Source organism: Shewanella sp. BJSY2023SW005 (assembly GCF_047314585.1).
Taxonomy (GTDB): Bacteria; Pseudomonadota; Gammaproteobacteria; order Enterobacterales; family Shewanellaceae; genus Shewanella; species Shewanella algae.
Genome location: NZ_JBKORJ010000046.1, coordinates 1 through 14,820 on the forward strand (window position 1 = coordinate 1; position 14,820 = coordinate 14,820).

At 44.5% G+C, this 14,820-nt stretch carries 16 protein-coding genes, 1 tRNA gene and 1 pseudogene; 13 read left to right on the forward strand and 5 right to left on the reverse strand.

What is annotated here, in order from left to right:
• Positions 1–28: 28 nt before the first annotated feature.
• On the reverse strand, positions 29–1,123 hold the full coding sequence (locus ACMHXI_RS13885) for an ISAs1 family transposase (RefSeq protein ID WP_109248997.1): 1,095 nt from the start codon (positions 1,121–1,123) through the stop codon (positions 29–31).
• 631 nt (positions 1,124–1,754) lie between these two features.
• Between ACMHXI_RS13885 and ACMHXI_RS13890 the strand changes: the two genes are divergently transcribed.
• The 6 genes from ACMHXI_RS13890 to ACMHXI_RS13915 all read left to right on the forward strand — a co-directional run bounded on the left by ACMHXI_RS13890 (position 1,755) and on the right by ACMHXI_RS13915 (position 6,860).
• Positions 1,755–1,973 (forward strand): hypothetical protein, encoded by a 219-nt coding sequence (locus tag ACMHXI_RS13890; protein ID WP_071238070.1) that lies wholly within the window; start codon positions 1,755–1,757, stop codon positions 1,971–1,973.
• 102 nt (positions 1,974–2,075) lie between these two features.
• A complete protein-coding gene (locus tag ACMHXI_RS13895) occupies positions 2,076–2,474 on the forward strand; it encodes an SMI1/KNR4 family protein (RefSeq protein WP_413735228.1) in 399 nt (132 codons plus the stop codon).
• Between the two features lie 139 nt (positions 2,475–2,613).
• On the forward strand, positions 2,614–2,988 hold the full coding sequence (locus tag ACMHXI_RS13900; protein WP_028780673.1) for a hypothetical protein: 375 nt from the start codon (positions 2,614–2,616) through the stop codon (positions 2,986–2,988).
• Between the two features lie 1,219 nt (positions 2,989–4,207).
• A complete protein-coding gene (locus tag ACMHXI_RS13905; protein WP_208136683.1) occupies positions 4,208–5,239 on the forward strand; it encodes a DUF4272 domain-containing protein in 1,032 nt (343 codons plus the stop codon).
• A 166-nt stretch (positions 5,240–5,405) separates the two neighbouring features.
• Positions 5,406–6,314 (forward strand): hypothetical protein, encoded by a 909-nt coding sequence (locus ACMHXI_RS13910; protein WP_413735231.1) that lies wholly within the window; start codon positions 5,406–5,408, stop codon positions 6,312–6,314.
• A gap of 33 nt (positions 6,315–6,347) precedes the next feature.
• Positions 6,348–6,860: a lipocalin family protein gene (locus ACMHXI_RS13915; protein WP_028780670.1), complete on the forward strand. Its 513-nt coding sequence runs from the start codon at positions 6,348–6,350 to the stop codon at positions 6,858–6,860.
• A gap of 83 nt (positions 6,861–6,943) precedes the next feature.
• On the opposite strand, the gene ACMHXI_RS13920 is transcribed toward ACMHXI_RS13915, so the two are convergent.
• A complete protein-coding gene (locus tag ACMHXI_RS13920) occupies positions 6,944–7,351 on the reverse strand; it encodes a helix-turn-helix domain-containing protein (RefSeq protein ID WP_413735233.1) in 408 nt (135 codons plus the stop codon).
• A 21-nt stretch (positions 7,352–7,372) separates the two neighbouring features.
• On the opposite strand from ACMHXI_RS13920, the pseudogene ACMHXI_RS13925 reads away from it, so the two are divergent.
• Positions 7,373–7,489, forward strand: a pseudogene (locus ACMHXI_RS13925) (transposase); the annotation flags it as partial.
• Between the two features lie 141 nt (positions 7,490–7,630).
• Here ACMHXI_RS13925 and ACMHXI_RS13930 read toward each other — a convergent pair.
• Positions 7,631–7,945, reverse strand: coding sequence for a hypothetical protein (locus ACMHXI_RS13930; RefSeq protein WP_413735235.1), 315 nt, complete (start codon positions 7,943–7,945; stop codon positions 7,631–7,633).
• A gap of 394 nt (positions 7,946–8,339) precedes the next feature.
• Here ACMHXI_RS13930 and ACMHXI_RS13935 point away from each other — a divergent pair, with 394 nt between their 5' ends.
• The 6 genes from ACMHXI_RS13935 to ACMHXI_RS13960 all read left to right on the forward strand — a co-directional run bounded on the left by ACMHXI_RS13935 (position 8,340) and on the right by ACMHXI_RS13960 (position 13,234).
• Positions 8,340–9,689: a tyrosine-type recombinase/integrase gene (locus ACMHXI_RS13935; protein ID WP_413735237.1), complete on the forward strand. Its 1,350-nt coding sequence runs from the start codon at positions 8,340–8,342 to the stop codon at positions 9,687–9,689.
• A gap of 5 nt (positions 9,690–9,694) precedes the next feature.
• Positions 9,695–10,420: a hypothetical protein gene (locus ACMHXI_RS13940; protein WP_208184974.1), complete on the forward strand. Its 726-nt coding sequence runs from the start codon at positions 9,695–9,697 to the stop codon at positions 10,418–10,420.
• A 116-nt stretch (positions 10,421–10,536) separates the two neighbouring features.
• Complete coding sequence (locus tag ACMHXI_RS13945) at positions 10,537–10,989, forward strand: helix-turn-helix domain-containing protein (RefSeq protein WP_243891935.1); 453 nt, start codon at positions 10,537–10,539, stop codon at positions 10,987–10,989.
• The gene (locus ACMHXI_RS13950; protein WP_413735240.1) at positions 10,970–11,188 is read left to right on the forward strand and encodes a hypothetical protein; all 219 of its coding nucleotides are present in this window, start codon (positions 10,970–10,972) and stop codon (positions 11,186–11,188) included. The genes ACMHXI_RS13945 and ACMHXI_RS13950 overlap by 20 nt, the downstream gene beginning before the upstream one ends.
• Positions 11,181–12,107, forward strand: coding sequence for a primase-helicase zinc-binding domain-containing protein (locus ACMHXI_RS13955; RefSeq protein ID WP_208184970.1), 927 nt, complete (start codon positions 11,181–11,183; stop codon positions 12,105–12,107). Before ACMHXI_RS13950 ends, ACMHXI_RS13955 begins: the two co-directional genes overlap by 8 nt.
• Positions 12,104–13,234 (forward strand): AAA family ATPase, encoded by a 1,131-nt coding sequence (locus tag ACMHXI_RS13960; protein ID WP_208184969.1) that lies wholly within the window; start codon positions 12,104–12,106, stop codon positions 13,232–13,234. Before ACMHXI_RS13955 ends, ACMHXI_RS13960 begins: the two co-directional genes overlap by 4 nt.
• A gap of 425 nt (positions 13,235–13,659) precedes the next feature.
• Here ACMHXI_RS13960 and ACMHXI_RS13965 read toward each other — a convergent pair whose 3' ends face one another.
• Positions 13,660–14,325, reverse strand: coding sequence for a hypothetical protein (locus ACMHXI_RS13965; protein WP_208184968.1), 666 nt, complete (start codon positions 14,323–14,325; stop codon positions 13,660–13,662).
• A 165-nt stretch (positions 14,326–14,490) separates the two neighbouring features.
• Positions 14,491–14,567: transfer RNA gene (locus ACMHXI_RS13970), tRNA-Ile, on the reverse strand.
• Positions 14,568–14,820 lie beyond the last annotated feature (253 nt).

Here is a 14,820-nt window from a genome sequence, read left to right on the forward strand (position 1 = left end):
CAGGGCGGGATTCCACTTTGCTTATATCTTAACCAAATAACAACTCTGAGCGAAATGTAGGACTCCAACCAGCACGGCGGCGCTTACCTGCCAGACTGTCTTTTTTGCCTTGGTGCTGCCTTATCGCACTCAGAGCCGCTCGGTTAAATAGGGCGAGATGCTTTGCGCCATCAGGATCCGTTACCTTCAGCGCATCTTCGCGGAAGACCACATCCAGCACCCAATGGAGCTGATTTTCTACCCCCCAATGCTCTCGAATAGTCCTCGCGGCCTCTTCGGCATTGAGCGGTAAGGAACTGACATACCAGCGTGAAGAACATGATGTTATTCCATCGACTGTCCGTTCACTGGCAACTTCGATAAATGAGGTGATGTGCGGCCACTTTTTCTTAAGTTCCGCTGATAATTCTGCTTCTATCTGCATGACTGTTCGGCGCTCCCTGCGGCCATGACCCATGTTGAACTGCTCAAATATAGCCAGTTCTGGCTGCTCATACGCTTTACTGAAGCTGGTTTTGACTGCTTCAAATAATCCCGGCTGGTTCGACTTGAGCTGAATAATGAAATCACCGTTCCCCTGTTTAATTTTGTTCATGGTAGACACCTGACAATGCAGTGCATCCAGCGTCAGAACGGCATTATCCAGTGCCATAGCATCAATCATGTTGCGGGCGACTTCAGCTTCTTTCCCTTTAGAATGTGAACTGTCTTGGTAAAGTGTAATGCCGTTGCCGACATCAAATGCGCTGACAACATGGAGTGCATTCTTAGCATCCTCACTCCACGCCCCGCGCAGGGTTTTTCCATCCAGCGCGATAACGGTTTTCCCTTCCGTTTGCCGTTGCTCATTGATCCAGCCAAATATGGCTTGAAGGAGCAGTTCGCTGTCCAATGCTTTGATTATATTACTGATACAATGCCTTTTAGGGATGCCATTTTCAAATTTTCGGTACAGACGGAGCCAATCTAGCTGTTCTTCTCCGAATTCCTGAATGGACTTCCACCCAGTCGCACCGCTGAGGATAGCACTGAGTGTCAGGAACACCACATCCACTAAATTATGCTTTAGATTGATGTCCTTACGGGGATCGGTAATCTGTTCTAGTTGTTTCAAAAGGGTCATGGTCATCTGTGGATTAAGGGCAAGGCAGATCAGATCATGACCAACCGTAAAAGTTCAATTTAAAGTGGGATCCCGCCCTGATGCTTATAGGAAAGCCTAATGTTTCAATGTAAGTGCAAAACTCCACCATTTAGCTATTTAGATTATGAGATAATTGAATTGGGTAAAAACAACCAAGGACAAGCTAGGTTACAGACGTGCAAAATTTGTGGTTCTGTCTGGGCCAATTATCTAATTGAAGAACCACACTATACAAAATCTGGTAGGTGGTGGAGAGCTGAGATTCAATCTAGTGATTTTGGTTATTTAAAAATTGAAAATGTTAAAAGCTATATTGAGTCACAAGAATCCTGTTTTGTTGGGGGGAGCTTTTACGAGCTAGGTATACATAGGCAAAGTAAACCTATATACATAGGCTAGTAAAAAGAAAAAACGTTGGTTCTCAGCATTAATAACGTGGTAGTTAGGCTCCGGTTATGCTTAAATAGGTTAAGTCTAATCAAACATCTGCAATGCCAGGTTCTTTTTATCTCAGTGTGCTTAAGTTACCTAGCGGTGCTTGGATGCAGACCGAAAGAAGATTAACTTGTTGTTCTATAATAGGGAGCTTGATTTTTGTTAAAGAGGCCAAATGGTAGATTTCAGTATTTCACAAATAGGCGCGCTGATTCTGCTCCGGAATTTTAAGCTTTCAAACTTGCTAGAGTCAAAAATAATAGGGGCACCATTAAAGGCTGATGTCTGGCATTTGCGTTGTAAAAAAGATGAGCGGCTAAAGCTTCAGAAAGAATTGGCAGGAAAACTCAAACAAAATGAACAAAACTCTTCCCTAGGCTTGGTTCTGGAATAAATTGATGAAATATGTAAAAAATAATAGGCTAATTATTATTGCCCATTCTGGGCTGAAGCTCGTTACGATTGGCTGTTGTCGGTATTATGCATAGAGGAAGGTATGGAATACGTAAACAAACCACCTGGCGTAAGTAGAGAATCGATTAGAGAGCTTGAAGAGGCTTTTGGTGTTAGCTTACCATGTGAATTTTATGATTGGTGGCAGAAAAGTAATGGGGCGGACATCTTTTTTGGTTTTAAAGAGCTGCAATTTTTCTCAATCATAGAAATACTAGGTGAGGATATATACGAGTTAAAGAAGTATATGCCTAAATCAATACCTGTTTGCATGGATGGGAATGGTAATATTTGCGTGGCAAAAATTGAACAGGAAAGAATTTCTGGCTATTACATCGCTAATTGTGGCGACTTAGGTTGGGATGAGGCCAAATTTGTTGCCAAGTCTCTTGTTGAATTGGTAAATGATCAAGTTTCGCCAGAAAGCAGGTTAAATACATGAAAAGTGACTGTGGTATTCTTTTTTAAAAAACACTGTTTTAACTTTGCCTAATACCCCTGTTCGCTAATTGCTTTAAGGTATTTGTTCGGTACAACCGTTTGCTAGAATTGTGTAACTGTTATTTTTATAGGGAGTGCTTGTGATATTGCCAAGTTATTATACGGAATGGCTCAGTAGTATTGATACAGCTGAAGTGGTCTATTACAGAGGGAGTGAATTCTATTTGTTCCCGGAGAGTGAGCTTGCTGATGAAGTCACGATAGATAAAAACACTGTCAACACCTTTAACCAGCTTTATGCTTTCATCAAAACTCAATTAGAAGTTTCCGGCAGCTCTCCTTTAACCATTGAGCAGTGCAGCTCTTGCATTACTATCGGAACTGATAATGGTAATCCAGTTTTTATTGATCTAATGCGCGAATCAGAATTGTTCTGCTACTACCTGGATGGTGGTTATGTTGAAGCCAAAGGTGGTAACTTGCTAAGCCTGACTATCGAGGCAAAAAACATATAGAAATCGATCAAGATGGAGCTCTTCTTTGCCAAATAACTGGAGACTCAGAAATTACTACTAAAGGCACGCTGATGTTCATTTTTTGGCTAGTTAAGGTTTACGATTAATCTCGCAATATACTGGTTATGTTGATGGAGTGGCATGCTTTAGTGGTCTGATTCTTGATTATTAATTAGAAGTTAGCATATTCCTGCTCGGGGTAGTAACCGAGTTTAACCAAGCCATACAGTAAGCTCTGATATTATGTGTATTAACAACTTAGGCAGCTACTATTGACAAGGTTATGAACTTAAGGGAATTGAAATTGTTTATTGGGAAAGTAGAGTAGACGTTAAGATAGTTTGTTATCAATTTTTACAGACATACAGGGATAGAATGTTAGTTGCCGTTGCATACATCATAGTCACCTTGCTGATGCTCATAATGCTATTAAAGAAAGGGCGCTCAAAATTGATGCTTTTATACTTTATGTTGGAGCTTTATTTTGGCGCGGTTGCGGTAGCTTCTTATATGGATTAGTTCGAAAAAAACACCAATATTAGAATGCGCTTAATTGGCGAGGCGTTCAACTCTGGTTTGTCCTATCTAATGTAGGGCAGCCTTAGAATCGAGCAAGTTGGTATCCACTGGTTAACAGTAATGAAACTTTTGGGTTTATTGGCTTTTGGGTGAGTGTTTTGGCTTTTCTGGTGTTAGTTGTTAGTAAGAGTTATGAATTAAATGAGATGGATTAATTTCTAAAAAACGACATGTCGACAAAACAGCCTTGCGCTCATGGTGAAGGTATCAGCCCTTTCGATTATGTGGAAATGCAGCTTATGCTGCTGGCGAATAACTTTTCTATAAGGTCGGCAGCGTCATTTGGGTTTAACTTCCTCTGGATTTCAACTTCTGCATGGAGGTAGAGTGGATTGTAAGAGGTGGATTTTATGCTTGGAAACCCAATAAGGTTCGAATGACATCAGAGTTAAATCAAGGCTGAGATTATTTTGGATGTATACAATATGGCCGGTGGCTTTTTAGTCATGCATTTGACTGCGCTAATCAAAAATAAAGAATCAAGATTGACTCAGGCATAATTGTCACTTGAAAAATTGTTTTAAATTTATAGGGTTATATTAAGCAAGCCTGGAGTGATAATCTCTCCGAAACTTTAGGCGATATTTTCATATGGTGACTGGTTGCACCCGGTAATGACTTAGATTGAAATGGAGTTTAAATGAGTATTTTAGTAAACGCGTATTCCACGCACCTTAATCCTATAGATATCTCTTTTCCACATGTGTTGAATAACAGGCGTGGTTTAAGTGACCCAGAATTGACAAACCACCTTAACGGGTTTCACAGCTATATCCTCGAAAGAGGAGGTAGTGAGATGACTAAAATAAAATATCATCTTCTGCGTCATATACAGAGGGTAAATCATCAGTTTAGCTTCGATCTGGAAGAGGCTCATTTGGACGATTTGTCTAGGTGGGCATTGGAGTCCAATTCGATCTTATTCCTCCCTGATGGAACTGTCCGAGATCCAAACGGCCATGTCCTATTTTACCCTGATGGACGTCAGGCCGATGACTCGGCATTCATTCCATTCCTGGACGCAAGCTATAGCCGCAAGCATCAAACAGAAGCTCTGCTTAAAGCAAGGCATTTAAATGTTCCTCCAACTCCTCCTATACCTTGTGAGCATGAAATAAGCCTTAGGCCTGTTAGCGAGATTGTCCTTCGTGCAATGTCACTATTTGTTGTCGCCGTCCGAGCTGAGTCTATCGCAACGGGAGACCCGCTCGATATAGAGACGCTGAAGGAACGTATTCCAAGTGGCTTTGTGGCTCTAAGTCCCGCAGAAGAGGCGTTTTTAAAGGCTGAACACCTTGATGATAACCCTGATGAAAGCCTGGTAGTGCAGTTTGTTTGGCGATATGAGGCTGCGGCGCTATTGCTATGGGTATTGGGTATTTTGCCTGAACTGCCATTTCCAGATTCCATTTGTGACGTGCCTGAAATTGCCAGGCTGATGCTCGATTCCCGCTCCTGGGAAGACAGGGTTGAGTTACGGGTGGTCGATGAAGTGCTGGACTGTTTGGACCTGCATTATCGGCTTCATTGGTTATGCCGTCAGGCCAGCATTGACGGGGCAGATATTTCCCCAGATATCGACCGAGGAGTTGTGCTTGAGCGCCATTATGCCCTCAATTGGCTAATCGGCTTTGAGAATAGTGATTGGGATGAAGTAGACACTCCAACTTGATCTATATTCAAACAGCCTAATAAGCTGCGGCATGGATGCTTATTGGTTTTTGGTGCCTGTTAGTATGCGCTTACCATGAGCTTGCAACCGGCTTCCTCGTTTGCACTACAGAGGGAAACGGCTCTCCTGAATTTAATTTAACAGCTTTGGATTAGGTAAATTATTAATGCTTAAAAGAGTCATCATCGGGATTGTCGTTTGCTTTGGCTTGGTCATGCCGATACAGGCGCAAACCTACAAAGGCACCTTGGGCAAGTATTCCATTATGCTTAGCATCCAGGATGATGCCGTGAGCACTTATATGTATACCCGTTACTTGAAGGAGATCCCTCTGGAGCGGGAGGGGTATACCTTTTATCAGCGTTACAGTTCGAAAGAGCAGAAGCTGGAACTGTTCGAGCTTCGCTTGGTAGGGGGAAACCTGCAAGGCACCTGGCAGAATAAACAAAGGGTTTTGCCTGTGCATCTGACGCCGGTTGAGCAAAGCCTTGCCGATTATCGGGCTGAGCATATGAAGTTTACCCTGGTCGGGGAAAAACAGTTTGCTAAGCAAACCATTGAGCTAATCAAAGAAGATCACAGCAACTTTGCTTTTTACCGGCTCGGCAAAGGGTTTACTCAAGCCCAGCAAGCATTTTTAAATCCGCTGCTGGCAAAATTGCACCGGGATTACGTCTCGAATTTTCTGCAATGTGAAGAGGCATCATACGAACCTCAAATAAGCCTGGTCTCTGATGAGTATTTTAGTGTCGTTATTCAGTACCAGATTTCTTGTGGTGGGCCGCATCCTGAGTATGGTGAGCAGATGTTGAATTTTGATCTCAGCAAACTGGCGCAGTTGCATGACCTAACGGAACGCTTCCCCAAGTTGGACTATTACTCGTTGTTGAAAGAGAAATATGCGAATAACAATGAGCTACAAGCTGAATGTGAGTACTTCGAATCCCGGGACAACTGGGCGATGGTGAAATGGCGACTCACCGCAGATGGAGTCATCATTCAACCTTACTATGATCATTCTATGGCACCCTGTGAAGTTGATTTCTTTCTGAGTACGCAGGAGTTGAATGATTAAAGCTGACAGAACTATGAGTAAATGGAAGGCATTATGAGAAGAGTTTTATTGGTTGTGTTTGCGGCTTTGCTCAGTGGTTGCTTGGGTATGCCAGATTCGGTCAAACCTGTATCAGGGTTTGAACTGAACAACTATTTGGGCAAGTGGTATGAGGTAGCTCGCCTCGACCATTCATTTGAGCGAGGCCTCACGCAGGTTACGGCCGAGTACAAGATGAGAAGTGATGGTGGCGTTTCTGTGCTCAACCGGGGCTACTCAGAGGCTGACGGCGAGTGGAAAGAGGCTGAAGGCAAGGCGTACTTTGTTAACAGTGATACCGACGCTTATCTGAAAGTTTCATTTTTCGGTCCCTTTTACGGCTCTTATGTGGTCTTTGAATTGGATAGAGAAAACTACAGTTATGCCTTCGTTTCCGGGCCAGATACCGATTACCTGTGGTTGCTGTCGCGAACGGCGGTTGTTGAACCTGAGGTAATGGACAAATTTATTCAGATGTCGGCCGAACGCGGTTTTGATACCAGTAAATTGATCTTTGTCGCGCAGTGATAGACATAGCTTAGGTGTATTAGTGTGATTACCAAGGGATACTGACGGTATAAGTACCAAGCGATTTTGACGTAATCACACTATCAATGTTGCCGCGCTTCGGCAAGCTTTGCCAGCCGTAACTCAGTAGTATTCATGTTTTCCCTCAGCCAGATGTTGCGAACGCCGCTAGCGTGTATGTCGATGTTTCTTTCGGATTTGAGCAGCCGTGATACCTTGGATTGTCCCATGTGTGGGTTAGCCAGGGAAAATTCGATTACGACTTCCTCAATGGCTCTGTCGGTACGATTTTTGTGATGAAGATCTGGCGTTTCCTGTCGTTTTAACGATTCGATTCCACCTTGTTTTATCAGTTTACGATGGCGGTAAATCGTATCGCGGGAGACACCACTAAGCCGGGATGCTTCAGCCACATTTCCAAGCCTGTCAGCCAAAGCTATATAGTGGCATAGTGAATTTGGCCACCTGAATAGACGAAGTGATAGACTCACTTCCGGAAAAAGGTGGTAGAAATGAAGAACACAAGACCGACATTCAGTACAGAGTTCAAATTAGAAGCTGCGTAGCTAGTAACGAAGCAGGGCTACAGTGTAACGGAGCCAACAGGTGTATGGCCTAACAGTTCCTCAAATTTCTTCATGTTCATGCCATGTGGTTTAGGCGGCTTTTTGAAAGCACTCGCAGCTTGGCGTGAAATGGATATTTGTAGCAAACAAAGCTCTTTTGCTTTGTTGTAGTGCGCTGGATTCTGTCGAAGGCGGTAGTGATGTTTAATTAAGCACTGTTAGTGCTAAATGAATGCCTTTGTAATTTTTCCTTGGCTGGCTAAGAGCCTCTTTAACTGCTTGCTCGGTTTTGTCCCTAATGATGTTTTTAGCATCATCTTTAGCTACACACGCCAACACATCCAGAAAACAGCACTTATCTGTTTCACAATACGATTTGCCTACCAGCTTTGCATAGAGATAACGCTCGCCAGACGGGTAACCCATTGGCTGATAGTCGCGTGAGATTTGGTCACGTTGAGCAGGCGTTAGTGCTGTGTTCCACCACTCTTTTAGTTCGTACTTATCGAGAATATCCATATTCGGTTTTACAGTTGGTGACGAGTAGTCAACTATAAGGCATTTATCGATGGGAAGAGAGGGGAAAGGATAGTGATAAAGGCTATATCCCAGAAACAACAAAGGCTTAGCTAAATTGAGTTAGCTAAGCCTTCGAAAAAGTGGTGGCCCCTCCCAGACTCGAACTGGGGACCTAACGATTATGAGAAGTCAAATAATCACGTTGCTTTGTTTTGATTAATATTTTTAAGGCCATTTAAAACAATGGTTTGAGCGTTTTCCTTTTACTATGGAGTGTTGTTTTGTTTTGGCGTATATTGGCTGTAAACCGATCCGCAGCCGATCCGCAAAAATGAAAAGCCCTTCTGATGCGGCAACACCAGAAGGGCGTCCATAAGAACCGAAGGGGGTTCAGATGGCTAACGTTAAGTCTACCACCACCAAAGCTATTAGTAATAAAGTCAGCTTTACCGCTGGTCGTGTTAGTGATTTTAAATGCCCAGAGGGGAAGCGCGATGCCTTTCTATGGGACACAAAGCAGCCGGGGTTAGGGATAAGGGCTTTTTCTTCAGGCAAGAAAACCTACATTTTTCAAGTGTGGGTGAACGGAAGAACTCAGCGTACGGTTATTGGCCCAGTGGAATCGTTCGATATTGATATGGCAAGGGCTGAAGCTGGCAAACTACAGGTAGCAGCTAGTCAGAATGTTAGCCCTGCCAAAGTAAAACGTGAGAGAGCCGCCGCAGCGGTAGCTGAAGAGCAAGAGATAAAGCGGGGATTGGTAACGCTTAGGCAAGTGTGGGAAGAGTACCTTGCAGCCAACAAAAGTTATTGGGGTGATAAACATTATAACGACCATCTAAAAGCTGTTCAGCAGCCCGGCTTACCTTGGGCAAGGGGGAAGGGGCGTGTTACCAAGGCTGGATGCCTTAATCCGTTAATTGACGTCAAAGTTGGTGATCTCACTGCCGCCAAGATTAAAAATTGGCTGGAGAAAGAAAACCAATCCCGTCCCGGTGTCGCCACACAAACTTATCGTTTGTTATTTGCTTGCTTAAATTGGTGTTCTGAGCAGGAGCAATATTTAGGGCTGGTGGATGTTCATAGCCTGAGAACGCGAGACGTCAAAAAGACAGTTACCAAGTTAAAGCCCCGTCATGATGTTTTGCAAAAGGAGCAATTGCCTGCGTTCTTTACCTATGTTCGGCAAATTGAAAACCCTGTCATAGCAGCCTATGTGCAAACGTTATTACTAACTGGTGCGCGGCGTAATGAGTTAATGAGTCTTAAATGGGATGATGTCGATTTTCAGTGGAAGAGTTTAACCATTCGAGACAAAGCCACCAGCCAAGGTCAAGATGATGGCTTTCGTATTATTCCATTGACACCCTATGTTGAATCTTTACTTGTTAACCTTCCACGGCGTAACCAATGGGTTTTTTCAAGTCCTACCGCTAAATCTGGCAAGTTAACAGAACCCCGTAAAAGTTTTGAACCAGCGTTAAAAGCTGCTGCTATTGAGGGGGTAACCTTCCACGGCTTGCGGCGTAGCTTCTCCACACTTTCTGAGTGGGTGGAGGTTCCTGTAGGTGTCGTGGCGCAAATTATGGGGCATAAACCCAGCGCTACCGCTGAAAAGCACTATAAGCAACGGCCACTAGATCTATTAAGGAAGTGGCATGTCAGTTTAGAAGGCTGGTTTTTAGAACAGGCAGGAATAAATATTCCGAAAAATTCAAGCAGTCAAATGCGATTGATTAGGTAACTCATATGGCGTTGATAACTAAACGAGACAAAATTTCGACAGCTAAAAGAAAAGATATTTATGACAGTTTTATATCTAAACATACGAGAAAATATTCAGCGGATGAAATAGGAGGGGGGAAGCTAACAGAAGAGTATGAACGTAAAGCATATTCTTTAGATTACCACTTTGAATCTGAAATAAAATTTTTAGCCGATTACATCAAAAGTTATATTGAAGATGATTTGGATGCTCAATTTTTATTGGAAGCGATGCTATCTAGTGAAATGTTGAGCGATAGTGATTTGTCACGTGTTAAAATATATGGCAATCGATATTTCGCACTAAGTAATTATTTTAAAACAAAAATCAATGCAAACCTTTATATCGCGGCTGAAGGCATACAATATCTGATACAAGCTAGGGATCATGTTGAACATTCAGATGCCCATGGTGCAGCTTTGGCTTTAATCAAGGCTAGTGCAAAATCAAGATTAGTTTTTTTAGCCATGTTTGAAAAAGCAATTCACAGAGGGCATGAGAAAACCGAGAGGTTAAGGGAGAAAAATAATAAATTTAATGACGAGCAAAAAGAAAGAGTTGTTAAATTAGTCAAAGAAAAAATGGCCGAAGGAAAATCAGCTAAATGGGCTTATGATCACATCCATGCCAAATGGAGTACCGACTATCCTAGTGAAAAAACACCAAGTGTGCCCTCAATAAAAAGATGGCATAGAGAGAGCAAAAAGTAGGATCACGCCGCTAAGAGATCCTTTTTTTAGGGCGCTAATCTGTACCTGTTTTCTTGAATAGGAATAGATAGCCATGAATTTACACCTACACAATTGCAATTTAACGACCGAACAATTTGCCGAAGCGTTACACGGCAAACCATCCACAATCCGCACCCGCTTATGTAAAACAGGCAGTTTTTACGGTATCAAGCCGATTAAATTGCCTTCTGGCCGCTTGCTGTGGCCTGTTGCTGATGTTCAAGCCTTCTTATCTGGTCGGGGGGCTTAATATGACACACGCAAACAGAACAGAAATTCAAATCAAACAAGTTTTTTTCCAAATGCAACGCTTTGGCTCGATTAACCGCTATGAAGCTGCCGCCATTGGCGTATGTGCCTTACCTGCTAGGGTGCAGGATTTAGAATGCATTGGGTTACGTTACCGCTACCGAGATGAAAACAATGTTGCCGATGAGCATGGCATCTCACACCATCGCATAAGGCGGTATTTCATCGACTGGGAAAAGATGACACCAGAGGCCGTTAAGATATTTGCGGGGTGGGGCGATGACAATGACAAAAAATAACCCCAAAACCGGGCAGGTAAATGGGGCTACTTTCGATAAGCAAACAAAAGGTAGCACAACTTTTGATGATGTGGAACCGATGCTTTTAACAACCATAAATCTTGAGTACAGCCTAAGTGAACTTGTGGCCGTGACTACTGAGCATATCCGATTAATTAACCTGTGTATCAAAACAGTGGAGGGCGCTAACGATGAGTAATAATTCAATATCCGCCTTAGTTGCTACCACTAACGGCCACTGGCTCAATGTGCTTAACGGCCTTGGTATCTCAGTAAATGGCAACAAACACCAGGCTTGCCCTGTGTGTGGTGGCAAAGACCGTTTTCGCTTTGATGACAAAGACGGGCGCGGTACGTGGTTTTGTAACCAGTGTGAGCCAAATAGCGGTGACGGGCTGGCGTTGGTGTGCAATGCCTTTGGCGTTAAACCTTATCAGGCGGCCTGCATGGTCGCCCCCCTTGTGGGGTTTGATATGGGGCAGGGCATGGATTCAGCGCAGGTAAAACGCCACCAGCAACGCGCAGCATTGCAACAGCTACAACGCGAGCAGGCGCAGCAGAAAGCCCGCGAGAAGGCTGCACAGTTAGCCTATGACATAGCCCGCCATTGCTGCACTGAAGCAACGGCAGCGAATCAATACTTAGAAGTCAAAGGGGTGTTGCCGTTTGGCTGCTTGCAGCTAAACAGGCCAGTGATGCTACCTAATCGCCAGTCTTTCAAGTCGGACACCTTGGTTATTCCGGTGTTTAACGGTGCGCGGATCAGCAGTTTGCAGTTTATCGCTAATGACGGAAGAAAAACCTTTCTTACTGGCGGGCAAATCAAAGGCGGCATGTTCCCCCTTTGCAGCCAGATAGAAGCAGCCGCGACTATTTACATTGGCGAGGGCTTTGCCACCTGTGCAGCGGTAGCCGAGGACAGGCCACAAGGCCGAGTTATCTGTGCCTTTAATGCTGGTGGCTTGGTGGAGGTTGCGCGAATTGTCCGGCGTTCAAGACCGCAAGCCAACATCATTATGCTGGCTGATAACGACCCCTGCGGGGCGGGTGAGCACTACGCAAAGCAAGCCGCTATCGCCGTTAATGGCAGTTACTTAATGCCAGAGGTGAGCGTATGAATAAGCCAAAGAAAGGGCTGGATTTTGCCGACCCGCAAGGGCGCAGGCAGCTTGGTGGACTTCAGCCCATCAAGCCGCAACCGGTCGCGGGTTCTCAGACGCAGGCGCTTAATCTTGAGCAGTATGTCATCACCGATTTAAGTGAGATTAAAGCCATGTTGAACAATGATAATTGGGTATTGGATAGACTGGCACTGGAAGGCCAAATTACCGTTTTTTTTGCAGCACCGAACAGCGGTAAGACATTGCTTACACTGAAGCTACTGATTGATTCGGTTAAGGCTCACAGGATTGTGGGCGAGCAAATCTACTATTTGAACTGTGACGATACCCTCAGAGGCTTAACAACCAAATTGGAGATATGCGCTCAGTACGGGATAAAAATGCTGGCTTCAGGGTACAACGGTTTTAAGAATGCCCACCTGATAGGCATGTTAGACACTATGGCAAGGAATGATGAGGCAACGGGTAAGATCCTCATCCTCGATACGTTGAAGAAGTTCAGCGACTTGATGAACAAAACCGACAGCTCAGCATTTAATGAAGCCATGCGGGGATTTGTCGGCAAAGGTGGAACCGTTATCGCGCTGGGGCATGTCAACAAGGCACGAAGCGCCGAGGGTAAAGTGATCCACCAAGGCACCACCGACAGCGTGGATGATGCCGATTGCGCCTACACGATAGACGTTGTTAATACGGTTGATGACTCATTCCAAGGTCATAAGTTTACGACTAAAACTATCCTGTTTGAAAACTTCAAAGCCCGTGGCGATAACGTCAACAAGGTGAGTTACACCTACACCAAGCGCGATGGAGGCTCTTATGCCGACATGCTCGACTCGATTAAGTTGGTTGATGAACGGGACGCAGAAAAGGCAGAAAAACAAGGCAGAGTGAAGTCCAGATTAGAAGAGCACGCCGAGGAAATTTCGCTGATACTCGAAGCCCTTGAGCAAGGGACTAACACCACTCAAGCCATTATTGCCTACCTGATGAATGAAGGGGTTAGTCGGGCGCGAGCCAGCAAGGTGCTGAAAGAGCACACAGGGAACAGCCTTTGTGAAGGGCATCGCTGGCAGAAGGAAAAAGGCGATAAAAATGAAAGGATCTTCAGACGGCTATTCTAGCCAGTTATTCAGCCGCCGCTTATGGCGGCTTTTTTATTGCTGGGCTTGGTTACATTGGTATTAATAGTTTTTTGGTCATTTTAGACAGATTGGTTCCTTTGGTTAGTTTGGTCAGTTTAAGGTTGGGCAAGGGTTTGGCGGCAGTTAAGCCAAGCTGAAACTCAGCCTGACAATGGCGGCATGAGTGGGGCGGACTGGCCGTGTAATGGCTTGGCGATACAAACCGACCAAAATCACCATCTTTCCAAGACCCCAGCGGCCGATCAGTTTGCAGTTAATTCTTGCATATCATGGGGCCTCGAAAACAACCAATTTCTGAACCAGTATCATTAGGCTTTTCCGACATCGCCAGCCGACCTTTTTCTGACATCGCTAGGGTATTTTCGGACACCTTTAACGCGAGTTTTCCTACTCGATAAAAAAGGTCATTTTTTCTTGGCGAGTTTAGCCATTAGCTTGGTGATGCGCTTGTCGTAATCGTCAGACCATCCTTGTTCAAAAGCTTTCTGCGAAAGTTTCAGTGCCCCCTCAAGATCACCTTCTTTTTCAAGGATGATAGCAAGTTGTTTAAAGCCAATATGAGAGGGCATTATTTGCGGGATGTCATAGCCTACAGGCTTATGGCCCAGCATGGCCTCAAGTTTTTTCAGGCTGATGCCTTTGGGCTTGGGGGGCTTGCTAAATGCGTTGGCAGCTTGCTTGGCTATGGATATTTGCAGCAAACAAAGCTCTTTTGCTTTGTCGTAGTGCACTGGATTTTCTCGAAGGCGGTAGTGGTATTTAATTAAGCCCGTTAGCGCCAGATGAATGTCTTTGTAGTTCTTCCTTGGCTGACTAAGAGCCTCTTTTGCCGCTTGCTCGGTTTTGTTCCAGATGATGTCTTTCGCATCATCCTTTGCCACACACGCTAAGGCGTCCAGTAGGCAGCATTTACCCGTTTCACCGTAGGATTTTCCGATTGGCGAGTAGAGAAATGGCGTACCTGAAGGGTAACCCATCGGCTGATAGTCTCTGGCTATCTGAGCGCGTTGTGCAGGCGTTAGCGCCGTGTTCCACCAATCCTTTAGGTCGTATTTATCCAGTATGTCCATATTGCTTATTTGTTGGCCGAAGAAAAAACAACTGTAAGGTATTTTTTAACGGGAAGGGAAGAGAGCAGATAGGCAGAATGAGCAAGAACCGATCCGCAACCGATCAGCAATAGCTAGAAAGCACAAAGGCTTAGCCAAATTAATGAGCTAAGCCTTTGAAAGAATTGGTGGCCCCTCCCAGACTCGAACTGGGGACCTAACGATTATGAGTCGTGTGCTCTAACCAACTGAGCTAAGGGGCCGGCTTAAGGCAATCGTCATCACCAGAAGCGGGACAGAGTATACGAAGTTTAATCGTGCTTGTCACCCGTGTTTTGCGCATTATTGATGTCATTGCTTTCAAGTGGTTATCTGTTAATCAGACTCGAGGCATAATGGCAATAAAAAACCCCGCGTAGCGGTAATGCCGATCAGTTAAGACAGATCGCTTGACGATCTCACTGAAAGGATCAAAATCCGATGACCCCATGTCATCGGATTTTTTTATGCAACTTT

Excerpts from the sequence above, each read along its gene's own strand:
- ACMHXI_RS13885 (WP_109248997.1), bottom strand. The coding sequence starts at position 1,123 with ATGACCCTTTTGAAACAACTAGAACAGATTACCGATCCCCGTAAGGAC.
- ACMHXI_RS13890 (WP_071238070.1), top strand. The coding sequence starts at position 1,755 with ATGGTAGATTTCAGTATTTCACAAATAGGCGCGCTGATTCTGCTCCGG.
- ACMHXI_RS13895 (WP_413735228.1), top strand. The coding sequence starts at position 2,076 with ATGGAATACGTAAACAAACCACCTGGCGTAAGTAGAGAATCGATTAGA.
- ACMHXI_RS13905 (WP_208136683.1), top strand. The coding sequence starts at position 4,208 with ATGAGTATTTTAGTAAACGCGTATTCCACGCACCTTAATCCTATAGAT.
- ACMHXI_RS13910 (WP_413735231.1), top strand. The coding sequence starts at position 5,406 with ATGCTTAAAAGAGTCATCATCGGGATTGTCGTTTGCTTTGGCTTGGTC.
- ACMHXI_RS13915 (WP_028780670.1), top strand. The coding sequence starts at position 6,348 with ATGAGAAGAGTTTTATTGGTTGTGTTTGCGGCTTTGCTCAGTGGTTGC.
- ACMHXI_RS13930 (WP_413735235.1), bottom strand. The coding sequence starts at position 7,945 with ATGGATATTCTCGATAAGTACGAACTAAAAGAGTGGTGGAACACAGCA.
- ACMHXI_RS13935 (WP_413735237.1), top strand. The coding sequence starts at position 8,340 with ATGGCTAACGTTAAGTCTACCACCACCAAAGCTATTAGTAATAAAGTC.
- ACMHXI_RS13940 (WP_208184974.1), top strand. The coding sequence starts at position 9,695 with ATGGCGTTGATAACTAAACGAGACAAAATTTCGACAGCTAAAAGAAAA.
- ACMHXI_RS13950 (WP_413735240.1), top strand. The coding sequence starts at position 10,970 with ATGACAATGACAAAAAATAACCCCAAAACCGGGCAGGTAAATGGGGCT.
- ACMHXI_RS13955 (WP_208184970.1), top strand. The coding sequence starts at position 11,181 with ATGAGTAATAATTCAATATCCGCCTTAGTTGCTACCACTAACGGCCAC.
- ACMHXI_RS13960 (WP_208184969.1), top strand. The coding sequence starts at position 12,104 with ATGAATAAGCCAAAGAAAGGGCTGGATTTTGCCGACCCGCAAGGGCGC.
- ACMHXI_RS13965 (WP_208184968.1), bottom strand. The coding sequence starts at position 14,325 with ATGGACATACTGGATAAATACGACCTAAAGGATTGGTGGAACACGGCG.